Here is a 17,727-nt window from a genome sequence, read left to right as displayed (position 1 = left end):
AATAGCTGAACATGCAAGATATGCCCCTATAAAGTATACTATTATGCAGGTTTGAAAAATCAACTTTTTGCATTAAATTTGAGAAAGAAAATTAGCCATTGATGAAAAAAGTTTCAACTTATATCCTTACGCTTCTACTCTTTAGCGGGTACTCGTTTACTTATGCCCAATCTTATTCAAGTGAACAAATCAAAGAAGATCTGATAACTCTGAAGAACGAAATTGAAAAGTATCACCCCGCTCCTTTTAAATACATTACGAAAGAAAAATACAATTCTTTGTATGACTCTGTTGCATCGACACTGAAAGGCAGGCTTACACTGCGTGAGGCTTATTTTACACTTTTGCCCATGGTGCAGGCAATAGGCTGTGGTCATACACACATGATGCTCGACCGCCGCCTGCTCACCAAAAGCGCTTCTCCTTCCGAAAGGCCCAAGTACTTCCCGTTCAGTGTTCGCTTCATCAACGATCAGCTTGTGGTATCCAGAAACTATTCGGCCGATAAAAAGATTACCCGGGGCACTGAGATTGTAGAAATTGACGGCCAGCCGGTAAAGAGAATACTGGAGAACCTGGAGAAGAAATCTTATTATAGCGGAGACGGTATCAACCCAAATGCCAGAAAGTATTATACTATCAGGGAGTTCAGAAAATTGTATTATTTATGGAAAGGTGAACAGGATTTTTTCACAATCAGTTATAGAAAACCAGGAATCGGCAAACCCAGAACGAGTAAAATAGAGGCCAAAGACTCTTATTTTATGGAGAAAATGCTTGAAACCAGATATCCCGATGTAGACGAAGACACCACCGGTATGGTTTCTTACAGAGTTATTGACTCAACGCAAAAAGTGGCTATTGTAGACGTACGCTCGTTTATGTATGATTTTCAGAATATAGGAAGAGCCAATTTTGAGGGGGAAACCAAAAAGATTTTCAGGAAACTACAGGAAAACAAGATAGAGAACCTGATACTCGACCTGCGCGGCAACTCGGGTGGTTTACTCGAATACTCCACTTTTCTTCTCAGGTACTTTACCAATCAGCCATTTGACGCTTACCGACTGGGTTTTAGAGATGAAAGTCTGCAAAGATTAAAACAGGACTATAAAAAGTATGATGGCAATTATGCCAGAGAAGCCGCATCAAGGCTGAACACCGAGTTTTCAGTACGCGATTCTGATGGTTTTCTCGAAAGCAAATATATTCAGAAGCAGCGGCCGCATGACGAATTCCGTTTCAACAAAAATGTGTATGTTCTAATGAATGGCGGAACTTTCTCTGCGGCGGCTTTGCTGGTTTCCAAGCTACACAACATGGGTGTTGGCACCTATGTAGGCATGAGCTGTGGTGGTGCTTATGACGGTTGTTCGGCCGCTCAGTTTTCAACCATTCAACTGCCCAACACATCATTAGAAATCTCTCTTCCTTTAGGTAGAATATTGTATAATGTAGATTCGGGGAAATACGATAAGCCCATCTTACAACCCGACTTTGAAGTAAATGCAAATCTGGAAGATTTTCTAAACAATGAAGATACGGTTCTGAAATTCACGCTTGATCTTATTAAAAACAAAATAAAAATCCGATAGGCTTCTCTGATCATTACGAAATTTGCCTTAATTTCTTCAATTTGAACACTACTTAACCCACCGGAAAGTAATTAATGAAACGTTGTCTGTTATCAGTACTATTCTTTTTATGCAGTATTTGTGGTTATGCCCAGAAACAGGTATTCTCGGTTAATGATGTGAGAGAGGATATGGCTACCCTGAAACGTAAATTCGAAAAGCTGCACCCGGGGATGTACCATTACCGATCGAAAGAAGATTATACCCGACTTTACGATTCTCTCTACAATAGTATCACGCAACCGCTTAGTTATCTTGAAGCGTATCAGGTTCTTGCACAACTAGTAACTGCAGTAGAAGACGGGCATACCAATCTACGGTTTGATAAAAAACGTTTCAATCCAAAAAAAGTAAAGTACATTCCTCTTTATGTGCGTAAAATTCAGGACAAATACTATATCAGTATTAATGGTTCGCAAGACTCAACCCTGATACGGGGTTCAGAAATTATCAGTATCAATGACGAACTCATAGAGCCGTTGATGACCAAACTAAAAATGTTTGTTTCAAGCGACAGAAATAATCCTGAAGCAAAGGAATACTATGCTACCCATTTCTTTCCGAATTATTATATAAGACAATACGGTGAAAAAGACACTGTAAAAATCACTTACCGATTACCTTTTGAGACTACTGCACGCAGTAAAAAACTGGCCTGTTTACCGGTGCCGGCCATTAATAAATTCTCTGATAAACGCTACAAGGCCTTTAAACGTCCCAATCTTGGATTAAGAATAGTTGACAGCCTTAACCATATTGCCATGCTTGACATTACCGAGTTCAGCATGAAAGACAAGTTTATGGATCTGAATCATCGTAAATTTAAACGTGTGCTTAAAAACAGATTCACTAAAATAAAGGAGAATGGCATTGAGCATCTCATTATCGATTTCAGGGGCAACGGTGGCGGATACATACCTAACATTACCCGTGTGCTCAGGTATTTATCGCCTACGCCTTTTACAATCATAGATACCATGGGGTTCAAAAAGGGGGCTTATTTTTCCATTGCCAAGCCGTGGTTTGTCAGTCCGCCTCTTGTTTTATGGCTTGCCTTCCGGAAACAAAAAGACGGGTTTATGTATCGCGTCAATAAACGGAATGACAACAAGAAACCTGACCCTTTATTGGCTTACAAGGGCAAAACCTATTTTCTGACAGATCCCGGGTGTTACTCGGCCACCACTTTTACCATGAACATAGCCCACGACCTGGGCGTAGGGCAAGTAATAGGCCAGCAGGTGGGTGGCGCAAGTTGGGGAAGTTTTGCAGGAACTTGGGAAAACTTCAGATTACCCCATACAAAGTTTGTTGCGCACACACCTCTTTACAAAATTGTGCATCGGTTACCCAACAAAGTTAATCAAGGTTTTTTTCTGGATGTAGACTATGAAGTAAACCGCAACTATGAAGAACTCCTAAAAAATAATACAAGTGTGATTGACTTCACTGTAGACATGATCAGGAAGAGTAAAGAAGCAAGCGTCAGATAGACGAACCTTTGCCTTCTATTGTCTGGTTCCTGAGAGCCAATTAAAAAAAATCATAACTTCGATGACTTTTCATTTGTTTCCTACAATTTCGAAATGGCAATTAAGCAAGCGACCCAACATAAAGATACCAAGAAAAATAAGGTAGAAACAGCACGGAAAATCTCTTATCATCGCAAACCGGATAACCTGACACTTGAAGAATGGCAGGTAGCGCTGCGAAAACAATTCGGTAGAGATAACGAGCACGAATTCAGAATTACAAATATTGGTAACCGTGAATTCTTCTCCGATTTTCAGGTAGCTAATGCCGTTACCAATAATACCTATAAGGTAGCTATCAGAAGCGCAGACGATAGCCTGAACTTCTGCGAGTGCTTCGACTTTAAGACCAACCGCCTGGGTGTATGTAAGCACATCAGCGCAGTGATGCATCACTTGAGTGCATTGAAAGGCTATAAAAAAGCCATGAAAGAGGGATTCCAACCCCAATATACCTCTGTTTACGTTGATTACCGGCAAGGCCGGCAAATAAGAATCCGCATAGGTTCTTACAAAAGAGAGGCATTTGAAGCACTGGCACAAACTTACTTTACTGCTAATGATACCTTAAAACCCGCATCCTTCGCTGTTTTTGAGTTATTTCTGGAAAAAGCAGCAGCTCTTAGCAGTTCGTTTAGATGTTACCCCGACGCATTGGATTTTGTTATTGCCGAAAGAGACAAGATTCGTCGAAGGGATTATTTGTGGAGAGTAATTCCGGATGGCGAAAACGATACATATTTCGATCATTTAATAAAGGCTTCTCTTTTCCCCTACCAGCGTAAAGGTGTTTTCTTTGCAGCCATGGCAGGTAAAAGCCTGATTGCCGATGAAATGGGGCTAGGCAAAACACTGCAAGCCATTGCCACTGCCGAGCTATATAAAAAAGAACTGGGTATTAACCGGGTACTGGTTGTATGCCCTACCTCATTAAAATACCAATGGAAGGCAGAAATTGAAAAGTTTACCGACAACAGCGTGTATGTAGTAGAAAGTAGCCTGCAGAAGCGTAAAGACCGCTATTGGCGCAGTACTGATGCTTTCTATGTCATTGTGAGTTACCATACTATGACACACGACCTGGATTGGCTTAACCGCATGGAACCTGACCTGGTTATTTTAGATGAAGCCCAACGTATTAAAAACTGGAAAACGAAGGTCTCACAGCAAATCAAAAAAATTGCCACTCCGTATGCCATCGTACTGACAGGTACTCCGATAGAAAACAAGCTGGAAGAATTGTATTCTATCATGCAGTTTATAGATGTATACAGGTTAGGCCCCATGCATCATTTTCTGAATGAGCATCAGATAACTGACAATTCCGGTCAGATAATCGGCTACAAAAATCTGAATAAAATAGCCGGAAACCTGAGTGATGTATTAATCAGACGCACTAAAAAGGAAGTTCTTTCTGAGCTGCCGAAACGAATGGATAAAAATCTGCTGGTTCCAATGACACCCCAACAGACTAAAATCCACAATGATCTGGGCGATAATGTAGCAAAACTGGTTACCAGATGGCGTAAGTCAGGTTTTTTAAATGAAACTGATCGCAAACGATTAATACTGTCGCTTAATCAGATGCGTATGGTTTGTGACAGCACCTATATTATTGATCAGAATGCTAGGTACGATACCAAGATAGATGAGGTGATGAATATTCTTGACGAGGTTATAGAAAACACAGACGAGAAAGTGGTGGTATTCAGCCAGTGGGAACGGATGACCCGCCTGGTAGCTGAAGAACTGGAAAAACGACATGTGCAGTTTGAACACCTGCATGGTGGCATAGAAAGCACAAAGCGAAAAGAGTTACTGGAAAACTTCCAGAACAACGCATTGAGTCGTGTATTTTTATCTACGGATGCCGGCGGTGTAGGCCTGAATTTACAAAACGCCTCTTTATTAATCAATCTGGATATACCCTGGAACCCGGCAGTGTTGGAACAACGCATCGGCCGTATTTACCGGCTCGGGCAGGAAAATAACGTATCAATCATTAACCTTATAGCTGCCGGTACGATCGAACAACGCATGCTTGATGTACTGCAGTTTAAAGGCGCGATGGCCAAAGGTGTGCTGGACGGAGGAGAAGATACCATTTTTGTTGGTGAAGATGAATTTAAGCAATTCATGGGTTCGGTCGAGAATCTTATACCGGAAGAAAACAAAGCCGCCGAACCTGAAGAAGTACCAGAGAACACCGAAGAAAGCATTAAGTATGAATTACCTGATGAACCGGTAACAGTCATACTTGAGGATTCGACCACTTTTCAGGGCGATGACGATATAAAACAATCTGAGCCGGAACACCTCCATTATATTAACACTAATAATCAGCCCCGGGAATTGTTACAGACTGGCATTCATTTTTTAGCACAATTGGGTAAAACCCTGAAAGACCCGGAGGCTACCCGTGAACTGATTGACAGTATTACACAAAAGGACGAATCAGGGAAAGTTTATCTGAGAATTGAGGTAGAAAACGAAGAGGTTATTAACGATGCCATGCAGGCATTAAGTACTTTACTTGGGGCATTTGCGAAACAACAGTAAAGGTATTTTATACTCATTTTACGTTTTTCATTAAAACGACTGTAAAAATGAAAGGTAATGATTATACGAGTGATGTCATTCTGATTGGAGCCGGTATCATGAGTGCCACTTTAGGCATCCTGTTGAAAAAATTGCAACCTGATTGGAAGATAAAAATCTTTGAACGAATGGACAGGGTAACTGCGGAATCGTCAGAGGCATGGAATAATGCAGGTACCGGTCACTCGGCTTTTTGTGAGTTAAACTACACACCTGAAAAAAAAGACGGAAGCATCAGCATTGATAAAGCTGTTAAGATTGCTGCTTCATTCGAGCTGTCAAAAGAATTCTGGGCGACACTAACACAGGAAGGCATCATTGAAGACGCAAGCCAGGTGATTCGTCGCATTCCACATATGAGTTTTGTGTGGGGTGAAGAAAACACCACCTATCTGAAAAAACGCTACGCCGCGCTTCGCCAACATCATTTGTTCAGCGATTTGGAGTTTTCAGATAATTATGAGAAAATAGCCCAATGGGTACCCTTAATTATGGAAGGACGTGATAAAACAGAAAAGGTAGCTGCTACCTGCATGGAAATCGGTACCGACGTCAATTTCGGAGCTTTATCACGTTCTATGTTTAATTATCTGGAAAACGCCGAGGGCGTTGCATTGAAACTTCATCATGAGGTAGAAGACATCAGACGAACAGACAATGGCGAATGGGAAATAGAAGTAAAGAATCTTGATACAAGTCAGACGCATACCTACTCAGCCAGATTTGTTTTCATTGGTGCCGGAGGGGGCTCTTTGTTATTGCTTGAGAAATCTGATATACCAGAAGGCCGTGGCTATGGTGGTTTCCCGATAAGCGGTAAATGGTTGGTTTGTAATAAACCCGATTTGATTGAAGAGCATTGTGCCAAGGTATATGGTAAGGCCAGTGTGGGTTCTCCGCCTATGTCTGTTCCACATCTTGATACCCGCATGATTGATGGGAAGAAAGCCTTGCTCTTTGGTCCTTACGCAGGCTTTTCCACAAAGTTTCTCAAATATGGTTCTTTTATGGATCTGCCTCAATCTATCAAATGGAGTAATATATGGCCTTTGATTTCGGCCGGTGCTCATAACCTCCCCCTTACAAAATATCTGATAGAACAGGTAACCCAATCGCCACAAGACCGCCTCGAAGCCTTGCTTGAATACATGCCTACCGCCAGAATTGAAGACTGGGATCTAATGACCGCAGGACAACGCGTGCAGGTGATTAAGAAAGATGAAAAAGAAGGTGGCGTGCTCGAATTCGGTACAGAAGTGGTCTATGCAAAAGACGGATCTTTAGCTACCCTGCTTGGAGCATCTCCGGGAGCTTCCACTTCCGTATCTATCATGCTTGACTTAATCAAAAAATGTTTCCCGGGTTTAGAAGCCACCCCGAAATGGCAGCAAGAATTGCAAAGGCTGATTCCGTCATACGGGCAATCTCTTGAACATAATGCAGATTTAGCTCTGGCAACACGAGCCCGAACTACAGAAATATTGCATCTGACAGAAAAAGCATTTGCCTGATTACCCGTCAATCCTATTTCTTAATAATAGATTCCAGCACTTTGGCGTCTCCATCTATATTCTGAGGCACAGGAATACCCAAAAGAGTAGCTACAAAAGGATATACATGGATATTCTGAAACTCAGGAATGACCTTTCCTTTTTTAATATCCGGCCCTTGTACATAGAAAATTGTTCCCATTTCCGGTACAGCGTAAGGGTCAAAGCCATGTACTCCCCACACCTTGCGAACCTCAGGTCGTTTGGCCATACTTTCTCTCGAATAAAAACTATAACCCGCATTGGCCATAAGCATCAGGTCACCAATACGAGGATGATTATTGAAGTGCAAATTCTGCGGGATATCTGATTTTTTATACACCTTAAAATGATTTTGCTTGCTGGTAAGTACTTGCAGAATGCTTGCTTCTTTAGCTCTGTTTTTCAAAAAAATACCAGCGTGAGTGCCACTATTTACAAAAACAAAATCATTTTTATCGAAATCCTGCAACAGGTCTTCTGTATAAATAAATTTATCCGCTTCATTTTTCATTTCATACATACCGTGGTCGGCCGTAAGAATCACGTTTACGGGCAAATCTATTTTCTTTAATCCGGCCATGAGCATGCCAACCAGACTATCTGCCTGCATCACGGCCGCTTTGGTCTCCGGTGCATTAGGTCCATATTCATGTCCTTTGGTATCAACCATATCGAAATAGACAGTTATCAGATGGGGCCTTTCAGATTCCGGAAGATTCAGCCAGTCAAACACAGCCTGTATCCTTTTACTGTATGGCACTTCTGCGTCGTATCTATGATAATAGGCAGGAAATGTTCCGCTTACCGGGGCTTCCGAACCAACCCAGAAATAGGAAGCGGCTTTCATACCGTTTTGCTGTACCAACTGCCAGAGGGGTAATCCGCCGTAATAATAAGGGTCTTCAACCTTATCTCTTTGCCTGATCGAATAAAACGTATCCCGGTTTGCATCATAAAACGAATTATCTACCAACCCATGGTGCGCCGGATACAAGCCTGTAACTAAAGTATAATGGTTAGGGAAAGTCTTACTCGGATAAGCCGGAAGCATTTTAGTGGCGGCAGTTCCTTGCCGTATGAATTCCTTTATATGCTTAGGTGAGTATTTGTCGACGTAATCATACCTGAAACCGTCAAATGAAACCATTACCACATATGGAGTTTTTTTGCTCTGGCTATGACCCGGCCAGTACACAAAAATAAAAATGATGGAGATAAGTACTTTTTTTGTGAAACGTAACATAATTAATTACAGATAATTTAAGCGGACGTTTATACTCATTATTGCACTCTGCGGTACAAAAAAAGCAGATAGACTTTCTTCACTAAAGCCTGTTTTTTTGTCTTTCTTAATATTTCAGATTCCATAATGCTCCGGCAATTATAGAATAATTCAGTGAATTCCTTGCAGAGCCTACTGATATAAAATTGTTAAAATTATATTTCCCGTTTTAAGCACTTGTTCAATGAAATTGTCATGCAAAATACCATTTGATACAATAAATATAAAATTATTGCATTCTATGAAACAATGAGAGTAAATATTAGTTTTATCACCATCAGTCACACTCATTCTTTCTTAATTTCTGAAAAAGTAATATACTTTGTACTGACGCATGTCCATAGCACTTACCTGTTAAATTTCACGCAATTCCACACTTAATAAAGCAAAACACCTGTAATTTGTAATTTTGATGAAACCATCAGTTACAAAATGTTATTAAATCATCCATATTAAGGAAAAACTATTTATTTTTGAGCTTGATAAACCACTTTTATTTCATGACCAACTTTTTGATGAAAACTAATAAATTAAAAACTATTATTTATCTGTGTTTACTCGTTGGTGTATTTTTTCAGTTGACCTCATGCAGAAATGCTCAAAGGGTACCACCGGCTAACCTGGAATATTTCAAGTCAAAAGATTCATCGTTCCCAGCATCTGTAAACACGCAACAACCTCAGACTGTTGTTATTCAAAAAGGTGATATTTTAGCTATTATACTTAATAGCTTTAGTGCCGAAACTAACGAGATTCTCAATTTCACTAATGTAAATACCCTGCCGGTTTCTGTTTTTTCAGGTAATGCCGGTGGTGGCGCTCAGCCATTAGGCTATTCGGTAGACTCCTTAGGGTTTGTAAATATTCCGGTAATAGGAAAAATGCATCTCGGAGGCCTGACATTGAAAAAAGCAGAAGAAATGATTAAAGCAGAATTGGAGAAAAGCATTAAATCGCCGGTTGTGAACCTGAGATTTATGAATCATAAATTTTCAGTTTTAGGAGAAGCTAATAAAGTTGGTATTTTTAATTTACTTGATGACCACACAACCATACTTGACGCTTTAGCGCTTGCGGGAGACCTCACACTGTATTCTAAAAGAGACAGTATCACCGTTATTCGTACTTTTGAAAATAGAAGAGAAATGGGGATTATAAACTTAAACGACCGCTCGGTTTTCACGTCGCCTTATTTCTATCTTAAAAACGACGACATTATCTACATAGCTCCAACTAAAAATAAGGTGGTTCCTGAAGTTCCATTCAAACAAACTCCACCTCCGAGCATGTTTATTCAAAGACTACCGATATTTATTAGTATTGTGACTTTCTTGACGCTAATAGCAAACTATTTTAAATAATGATTGTAATTTAATACCCGAAATTTCTTCAACTTATACCTATTGAATTTATGTCAGAAAATAATGCTTTTAGCGAAGACCAGGAAGAAGATTTTGACTTGCGGAATGTGTTTTATAAGTACTTACGCTATTGGTACTGGTTTATAATAACCGTTACAATTTGTTATACGGGTGCTTATTTATATTTAAAGCAATATACTCCTATCTATCAGGTCAATGCGACATTGTTTATTAAAGATGAAAAATTAAAGAAACAGGGAAGAGATCTGGTTGAGGAGTTTTCGTCTGTTGCTGGTAAACAGATAGATAATGAAATACAAGTACTTCACTCCAGATCATTGCTCGGAAAAGTTGTAGATGCTTTAAATCTGACTGTAACTTATTGGTATGAAGGAAGAAGCAGAGATATTGAGCTTTATAGTGAAAGTCCTATAAAAGTCAATTTAAAGGAACAAAAAGAATATGCTGCCTATACTCCTTTCTTTATAAAACCCATATCGCAGAGCCAGTATATATTACTTGACGCGAAACAAAATTCTCTGGGACAATTTGAATATAGTCAATTAATTAAAAGCCCCTACGGGCATTTCAGAGTTTTCAGAAATCCTGATGTAGCTCTCTCACATACGCCGGTTAAAATCATTTTTATATCTCGTGAAGAGATGGTAAATACTTTAGTAGGTGGTATACAGATAGCTCCTCTTAGCAACAAAACTTCTTTTATTAATTTAGGGATAGAGATCGCTTTACCAGAAAAAGGAAAAGCGATTCTTGGTAAATTATTAGAAGAGTATGCTTTCACTACATTAGAAGATAAAAACCGGGAAGCAACCAATACTTTAAGATTTATTGAAGAAAGGCTCAAATTAGTTACCAACGAACTGGGAGATGTAGAACAGGATGTAGAACAATATAAACGTGAAAAAGGCATTACCGACTTAAGCTCAGAAGCGAGTCTCTTTTTAGGAAAAGTAGAAGAAAACGACTCCAAGCTAAATGAACTGGATGTTCAATCAAAGGTTTTATCGGGCGTTGAAGGTTATATAAATAACTCTGAGGCAGGAAATCTGGCGCCGGCAACATTGATGGTAAATGACCCGATTTTAAGTGGTTATATTACACAATATGCCCAATTAGAAGCTGAAAGAGCAAAGATATCCAAATCTGTACAGCCAGGAAACCCACTTCTGGAGACAGTAAATGGGCAGATGAAAAATGTCAAACAGGCCATTCGTGAAAATATAAATAATCAAAAGGTAAATCTGGAAGTAAGCCGGAATAACCTAAGAAGATTAAATAACCGCTTAGAGGGCTCTATAGCTACTATTCCACGAAAAGAACGAGAGTTTATCGGGATTAAAAGGCAAGCAGGTATTAAAGAGAACCTCTATCTTCTGTTATTACAGAAAAGAGAAGAAACCGCTTTATCGTATGCTTCTACTGTAACAGACAGCCGCATTGTGGATTATCCTTACGAAACCGGAGGGGCTATCAAACCCAACAGAAGGAAAATTACCTCTATGGCTTTGCTAATAGGTTTTCTCGTTCCTCTCGCCGTTATTTTCATTAAAGAAATGCTAACAAATACGGTCCAGTCTAAGAAAGAAATAGAACATAAGACCGGACTGAAAGTGTTTGGAGAAATATCATTGAAGCCCAAAAATGACCAAAGCGAAATTATAGATGTAAGCAACCGAAGTTTTGTAAGTGAGCAAATCAGGATGATCCGATCCAACTTACAATATCTCTTACCGGGTAATAATGACAAAGGCGCTCATGTTATTTTATTCACATCTTCAACAAGTGGTGAGGGTAAAAGCTTTGTAACATTGAATGTTGCCATTTCTTTAGGACTATTAAATAAAAAAGTAGTTGTACTCGGCTTAGATCTGCGAAAACCAAAAATCAGTAATTACCTTGGGGTGGATCACAAAAAAGGGATTTCTAATTTTTTAATTAATAATGCTACTGCAGAAGAAATCATTCAGACAACTACTGCTGAGAATGTATTTTTTATTCCGAGTGGACCCATTCCACCAAACCCATCTGAATTAATTTCAAATGGCAGAATTGGGGAATTGATTGAGATTCTGAAGCAACAATATGATTATATACTGATTGATACGCCACCTCTTGGCTTGGTAACAGATGCAACTCTTCTGTCTAATTATGCCGATGTTTGTTTTTATATTATACGGCATGAAAAAACACCGAAACAATTCTTATCAATGATTCCGGATTTGGTACGAAAAAAAGCCTTTAAATCATTGAATATAATTTTCAATGCGGTAAACTATAAAAATTCGTCGGAGTATGGTTATGGATATGGCTATGGTTACGGGTATTATGACGAAGGCATAACCAAAAATAGTTGGTTAAAGAAAATCTTACCAACGAAGTAGATAATCAAGCTGGAATTGCCAGTTGCAATTTAAGTAAATCAAAGATTTTAATTCTGTTTTAAAGAATCATAAACATATCCGAATCGATTTTCAGGTATGTTTGTGATTAGGGTTTCAGATAAATGACATATACTGTTTTGTTGACTTATTTTAATTATTAGATATATTCTGCATTTGAGCTTCAACATAGACTTTCATCAGAAGAATATCGATAGCAGATAGGAGTAGGTGTATTTAATACCTCAATTGTAAATTGGCCCCTTATTTTTAAGGTGATTTTTTACATAAGGATAATACGCAAATTTCCGACTTTTGAACTCTTTTCTCTAAATTTATCGAAATTTGATACAGAAAAGTCCTGTTTTATCCAGAAGTTGAAATGTTAACTGCTAAAATATTTTTTTTGTCAAAAAAATAGCATTAATTAGCACATCCATTACGACAATAGCCTCCCAAGCCAAATCCAACTTTACTGCTGGTAGCTTTAGAATTTTTAACAACTACCCAAAATACTTAAAACCTATAATCTAAGCTTTATAGTTTAGGTTTAATATGTATATGCTTTGATAATAAGCTTTAGTATAAGGTTATTAGTTAGAATATCTATTAAAATATCTCGTGCATTTGTGAATAAATTCTTTGAACCATCTGATAGCCCATTGGAAACCTTAATTTACACCCTGCCTCCGGATAAAACGGCTCCCCGTATTGATACTAATTTTTTCAATTATTATCAATCACTTCAAATGCAAAGTGATATAAATATAGATTTAGAAGTAAACACGCAGTGTCTGTATCTGGATGAGGAAACCTTAAAAAGAGACGACCTCAATTCTGTTTTTGAATATATATCAAAAATACTTACTCCGGAGCAATTGTTTAGTTTCAAAACAATTACTTCAGAAAACATAAAGGAAAAACTCTCTTCTGATTTTCCTTCTTTCCTAGTTGCTATTTACTATCCTTTTCATTTTGTTGTAAGAAGAATTTTCCCTAAAGTGAAAGGATTAAGAGAGATTACTAAGTTTTTCAACCTACCGGTTGACAGATCAAAATCTGAAATCTTAGGACGACTCATTTTTAATGGCTTTGAAATTGTATCAGTAAATGAAGTATCTAATGAAACTTTCGTAAAAGTAAAAATCAACCCAAGCTATTGTGCAAACTTATCAAAAATTGAGTCTGCAGATGGTGTTTTATTCAAAATGACACGATTGGGTAAAGATGCAAAAAAAATAACTGTATATAAGTTTCGTTCCATGCATCCTTACTCAGAATACGTACAAGAATATATCCATATTAATCACGGGTTAGACGTTGGAGGCAAGTTTTTCAATGATTTCAGAATAAGCACAATAGGCCGGTTTATCCGGAAATACTGGATAGACGAATTACCTATGCTTTATAATTGGATGAAGGGCGATTTAAAACTTGTTGGTGTAAGACCCATAAGTGAGCACTATTTTAATTTATACCCGACAGAGCTGCAGAATTTAAGAATAAAAAATAAACCCGGATTATTGCCGCCCTACTATGCCGACATGCCTAAAACGCTGGACGAAATTGTGGAGTCTGAACTAAGATATTTAAAAAAATACGAGGAAAAACCATTCTTGACTGACTGCATCTATTTAATGAAAATTGTGAAGAATATTTTCCTCAGAAAAGCAAGAAGCAAATAAACTTGTGTTTCAGACAAACTTTTATCAAATTATACCCTAATTGTGTCAATTGTTTACTATTCCTATCCCTTAAAAGAATGTTATTAACCGAAATTATGATGGTCGATTTGAGGTCTCAATACATGAGAATAAAACCTGAAATCGACTCTGCTATCCAAAATTGCATAGAATCATCCAATTTCATTAACGGCAAGCAGGTAAAAGATTTTGAACTTGAACTTTCAAAAAAAATACAAGCCCAATATGTAATTACCTGTGCTAATGGTACCGATGCATTAACATTGGCTTTAATGGCTATGGGATTGGAAAAAGGAGATGAAGTGATTGTTCCTGCCTTCACTTATGCTGCATCTGCCGAAGTAATCGGACTACTACAGCTAACACCCGTAATAGTTGATGTTGACGCTGAAACTTTCAATATTAATGGGGCAATTGTTCAGGAAGCAATATCTTCAAAAACAAAAGCGGTGATACCGGTTCATTTATTTGGCCAATGTGCTGAAATGAACAGCATTATTGAAGTTTCAAAAAATGCAGGTATTAAAGTAATTGAAGACGCCGCTCAAAGCTTAGGAGCAAAATATATGAATAGCAACGGTGTAATGGAGTATGCCGGTACAATAGGAGATTTTGGAGCAACCTCTTTTTTCCCTTCTAAAAATCTGGGTTGCTTTGGTGATGGCGGCGCTATTTTTACGAATGATGAGGCCGCTGCTACAACCCTGCGAATGCTCGCCAATCATGGGCAGTTAAAAAAATACCATCACGAGATTATAGGAATGAACTCCCGGCTAGATACTTTACAAGCAGCTATTCTATTAGAAAAATTAAAGTATTTGCCTCAATATAACATAGCCAGACAAAATGTAGCTCGTTTTTATGATGATGCACTTCAGGATGTAACAGATATATCGATACCTTTCAGAAATTCATTATCTACTCACGTATTTAATCAATATACAATCAAAGTGCCTATCGAGCTTCGTGACAAATTGAAAGCCTTTTTAAATTCAAGGGGTGTTCCGAGTATGATTTACTACCCTTTACCTTTGCATAAACAAAAGGCTTTTCAGGATATTAGTAAAACCATTGGCGACTTAAGTGTGTCTCAATCATTATGCGCAGGTGTTTTGTCTTTGCCTATTCATACTGAGATGGACGACTCCCAATTAGGTTTTATAGTTGAGAATGTTATTGATTTCTTTAAAATAAATTGAAAGTGACGTCAAATCAGGGAAATATTTTTGTTCATGAGTCTGCATATATTGATGAGGGTTGTGAAATTGGTGAGGGCACAAAGGTGTGGCATTTTACACACATTATGCCTGGCAGTAAAATTGGTAAAGGCTGCATAATTGGCCAAAATGTTCTGGTTTCTCCAAATGTAATATTGGGCGACAACGTTAAGGTACAAAACAATGTATCCATTTATACCGGTGTAACATGTGAAGATGATGTATTCATTGGCCCTTCAGTTGTATTCACCAATGTGACCAATCCCCGAAGCTTTATAAATCGAAAAAATCAGTTTTTAGAAACCAATATCGGCAAAGGTGCGAGCATTGGAGCAAACGCAACGATTGTATGCGGAAACGCTATCGGAGAGTTTGCTTTTATCGGTGCCGGCAGCGTTGTTACTAAAAATGTACAGCCTTATGCGCTGGTTGTTGGGAATCCGGCAAAACAAATCGGTTGGATAAGTGAGTATGGGCATAGGCTCCATTTTAACGAAGACGGTTTTGCTACTTGTGAGGAAAGTGAAGACGTTTACCAACTCAGCGAGGGCAAAGTAGGAAAAATATAAGTAATAATTTTTGCATGCATAAAACTATGAAGACTTTTGCCATAATGGGTGCAGCGGGCTATATCGCACCAAGACATTTTAAAGCCATAAAAGAAACGGGTAACGAATTAGTTGCGGCTTTTGATAAATTTGACTCTGTAGGTATTCTGGATTCGTATTTCCCGAATACGCATTTTTTTACCGAATTTGAGCGATTTGACCGACATGTTGATAAATTACGTCGCACGGGCAGACAGGTTGATTTTATGAGTATTTGTAGTCCTAATTATTTGCACGACGCACATATAAGATTTGGCCTAAGAAATTTATCAAATGTGATTTGTGAAAAGCCCCTTGTTCTTAGCCCCTGGAATATAGATGCACTTTTAGAGATGGAAAAGGAGTATAATAAGAAAGTATATACTATACTTCAATTGCGCCTGCATCCTACCATAATTGCATTGAAAGAAAAGATTGACTCTGATAAATCGGATAAAAAATATGATGTTGACCTGACCTATATTACATCAAGAGGTAGTTGGTATTACACAAGCTGGAAAGGTGATATAAGCAAATCAGGGGGTATAGCAACCAACATCGGGGTGCATTTTTTCGACATGCTTAGTTGGATTTTTGGCAAGCCGAAAAATAGTATTGTACATTTACATCAGCCCACTACAGCGGCTGGATACTTAGAGTTGGAAAAAGCGAATGTACGGTGGTTTTTAAGCACTGATTACGATACTTTACCCACAGATGTAAAACTAACCAATAAAAGAACTTTCCGTTCAATAACTGTGGAAGGTGAAGAAATAGAATTTAGCGAAGGATTTACCGATCTGCATACCAAAAGCTACGAGCAGATAATGGAGGGGAACGGATTCAATATGATAGAAGCGTATCCTTCTATTGAATTAGTACATAAAATCAGAACTGCTGAAATATCACCTACTGTCGGAGAGTATCACCCCAAGCTAAAAGTTTAAGCTCCTGCTAGCGTTTTGTAAATCTCAACCCAGACTCTGATGATTAATGAAAAATACGAAAATACAATTACTGCCGATGACAGCAGATTCAATTTTCGATTAGGTGAAATCTGGCGTTATAAAGATCTGTTATTTTTATTTGTCCGACGTGACTTTGTATCGAAATACAAACAAACGGTGTTAGGTCCTATCTGGTTTTTTATTCAGCCATTGTTCCAGACCGTTGTTATGGCAGTTGTTTTTGGAGGCATGGCTAAGCTATCTACTGATGGTACCCCACCCGTATTATTCTATCTGGCAGGGGTTACTTCTTGGAACTACTTCGCCAATTGTCTTAAAAGTACCTCTACCACTTTTACGACCAATGCTAATTTATTCGGCAAAGTATATTTCCCAAGGGCAATAGCTCCTCTTAGCATCATTGTTTCTAATCTGATACAGTTTGTAATCGGCTTAATACTCTTTTTGTGCGTCTATCTATTCTTTATTATAGATGGGTATTCCATACAGCCCGCATGGGCATTAGTATTATTGCCGCTTCTGGTTTTGATTATGGGCTTTATGGGGCTAGGATTAGGCATGTTAGTATCGGCCCTAACCACACGTTATCGGGATTTGCAATATCTGGTCGAATTCGGAATTCAGTTAGCCATGTATTCAACTCCTGTTATACTACCATTGTCTGCTGTTCCTGCCCGGTATCAATTCATTATGTTGGCGAATCCTATGACAGGCGTTATTGAAACATTCAAATATGCTTTCTTAGGAGCTGGTGTTTTTTCATGGTTGAATCTCCTCTATTCTTTTGTTTTCACTCTAATTGTTTTTTTATGGGGTCTTCTGGCTTTTAATAAAACGGAGAAAAATTTCATGGATACTGTTTAGAGAATTATGCACCGATAGATTGAGTTGAGCAAGAAACACCATTTATAAAA

General features: G+C 38.4%; 12 protein-coding genes. 11 read left to right on the top strand and 1 reads right to left on the bottom strand.

Annotated elements, in window-relative coordinates:
• Positions 1–101 precede the first annotated feature (101 nt).
• The 4 genes from AC1RRY_RS05030 (at position 102) to AC1RRY_RS05015 (ending at position 7,275) form a co-directional block, all read left to right on the top strand.
• Positions 102–1,595, top strand: a complete 1,494-nt coding sequence (locus AC1RRY_RS05030; protein WP_492817706.1) for a S41 family peptidase — start codon at positions 102–104, stop codon at positions 1,593–1,595.
• Positions 1,596–1,669: 74 nt separating this feature from the next.
• Complete coding sequence (locus AC1RRY_RS05025; RefSeq protein WP_492817707.1) at positions 1,670–3,127, top strand: S41 family peptidase; 1,458 nt, start codon at positions 1,670–1,672, stop codon at positions 3,125–3,127.
• Between the two features lie 93 nt (positions 3,128–3,220).
• The gene (locus AC1RRY_RS05020; protein ID WP_492817708.1) at positions 3,221–5,725 is read left to right on the top strand and encodes a DEAD/DEAH box helicase; all 2,505 of its coding nucleotides are present in this window, start codon (positions 3,221–3,223) and stop codon (positions 5,723–5,725) included.
• Entirely contained in the window at positions 5,686–7,275 is a 1,590-nt protein-coding gene (locus AC1RRY_RS05015; RefSeq protein ID WP_492856545.1) for a malate:quinone oxidoreductase, read from the top strand. The genes AC1RRY_RS05020 and AC1RRY_RS05015 overlap by 40 nt, the downstream gene beginning before the upstream one ends.
• A 13-nt stretch (positions 7,276–7,288) precedes the next feature.
• Here AC1RRY_RS05015 and AC1RRY_RS05010 read toward each other — a convergent pair whose 3' ends face one another.
• The gene (locus tag AC1RRY_RS05010; RefSeq protein ID WP_492817709.1) at positions 7,289–8,539 is read right to left on the bottom strand and encodes an alkaline phosphatase family protein; all 1,251 of its coding nucleotides are present in this window, start codon (positions 8,537–8,539) and stop codon (positions 7,289–7,291) included.
• 554 nt (positions 8,540–9,093) lie between these two features.
• On the opposite strand from AC1RRY_RS05010, the gene AC1RRY_RS05005 reads away from it, so the two are divergent.
• The 7 genes from AC1RRY_RS05005 to AC1RRY_RS04975 all read left to right on the top strand — a co-directional run bounded on the left by AC1RRY_RS05005 (position 9,094) and on the right by AC1RRY_RS04975 (position 17,677).
• Entirely contained in the window at positions 9,094–9,939 is an 846-nt protein-coding gene (locus AC1RRY_RS05005; RefSeq protein WP_492817710.1) for a polysaccharide biosynthesis/export family protein, read from the top strand.
• A 50-nt stretch (positions 9,940–9,989) separates the two neighbouring features.
• On the top strand, positions 9,990–12,341 hold the full coding sequence (locus AC1RRY_RS05000) for a GumC family protein (protein WP_492817711.1): 2,352 nt from the start codon (positions 9,990–9,992) through the stop codon (positions 12,339–12,341).
• Positions 12,342–12,967: 626 nt separating this feature from the next.
• Positions 12,968–14,023 carry a sugar transferase gene (locus tag AC1RRY_RS04995; RefSeq protein ID WP_492817712.1) on the top strand — a complete coding sequence of 352 codons (1,056 nt, stop codon included), beginning with the start codon at positions 12,968–12,970 and terminating at the stop codon, positions 14,021–14,023.
• Between the two features lie 77 nt (positions 14,024–14,100).
• A complete protein-coding gene (locus tag AC1RRY_RS04990) occupies positions 14,101–15,240 on the top strand; it encodes a DegT/DnrJ/EryC1/StrS family aminotransferase (RefSeq protein ID WP_492817713.1) in 1,140 nt (379 codons plus the stop codon).
• Between the two features lie 2 nt (positions 15,241–15,242).
• Positions 15,243–15,827, top strand: coding sequence for an acyltransferase (locus tag AC1RRY_RS04985; RefSeq protein WP_492817714.1), 585 nt, complete (start codon positions 15,243–15,245; stop codon positions 15,825–15,827).
• A 26-nt stretch (positions 15,828–15,853) separates the two neighbouring features.
• Complete coding sequence (locus tag AC1RRY_RS04980; RefSeq protein WP_492817715.1) at positions 15,854–16,792, top strand: Gfo/Idh/MocA family oxidoreductase; 939 nt, start codon at positions 15,854–15,856, stop codon at positions 16,790–16,792.
• A 39-nt stretch (positions 16,793–16,831) separates the two neighbouring features.
• Complete coding sequence (locus tag AC1RRY_RS04975) at positions 16,832–17,677, top strand: ABC transporter permease (RefSeq protein ID WP_492817716.1); 846 nt, start codon at positions 16,832–16,834, stop codon at positions 17,675–17,677.
• Positions 17,678–17,727 lie beyond the last annotated feature (50 nt).

The sequence above is a fragment of the Emticicia sp. GW821-FHT11C11 genome (genome assembly GCF_058808615.1).
This window is presented reverse-complemented; position numbering and strand designations above follow the sequence as displayed.

Bases quoted from the DNA above. Each gene is read 5' to 3' on its own strand.
- AC1RRY_RS05030 (WP_492817706.1), top strand. From the start codon at position 102: ATGAAAAAAGTTTCAACTTATATCCTTACGCTTCTACTCTTTAGCGGG.
- AC1RRY_RS05025 (WP_492817707.1), top strand. From the start codon at position 1,670: ATGAAACGTTGTCTGTTATCAGTACTATTCTTTTTATGCAGTATTTGT.
- AC1RRY_RS05020 (WP_492817708.1), top strand. From the start codon at position 3,221: ATGGCAATTAAGCAAGCGACCCAACATAAAGATACCAAGAAAAATAAG.
- AC1RRY_RS05010 (WP_492817709.1), bottom strand. From the start codon at position 8,539: ATGTTACGTTTCACAAAAAAAGTACTTATCTCCATCATTTTTATTTTT.
- AC1RRY_RS05005 (WP_492817710.1), top strand. From the start codon at position 9,094: ATGAAAACTAATAAATTAAAAACTATTATTTATCTGTGTTTACTCGTT.
- AC1RRY_RS05000 (WP_492817711.1), top strand. From the start codon at position 9,990: ATGTCAGAAAATAATGCTTTTAGCGAAGACCAGGAAGAAGATTTTGAC.
- AC1RRY_RS04990 (WP_492817713.1), top strand. From the start codon at position 14,101: ATGTTATTAACCGAAATTATGATGGTCGATTTGAGGTCTCAATACATG.
- AC1RRY_RS04980 (WP_492817715.1), top strand. From the start codon at position 15,854: ATGAAGACTTTTGCCATAATGGGTGCAGCGGGCTATATCGCACCAAGA.
- AC1RRY_RS04975 (WP_492817716.1), top strand. From the start codon at position 16,832: ATGATTAATGAAAAATACGAAAATACAATTACTGCCGATGACAGCAGA.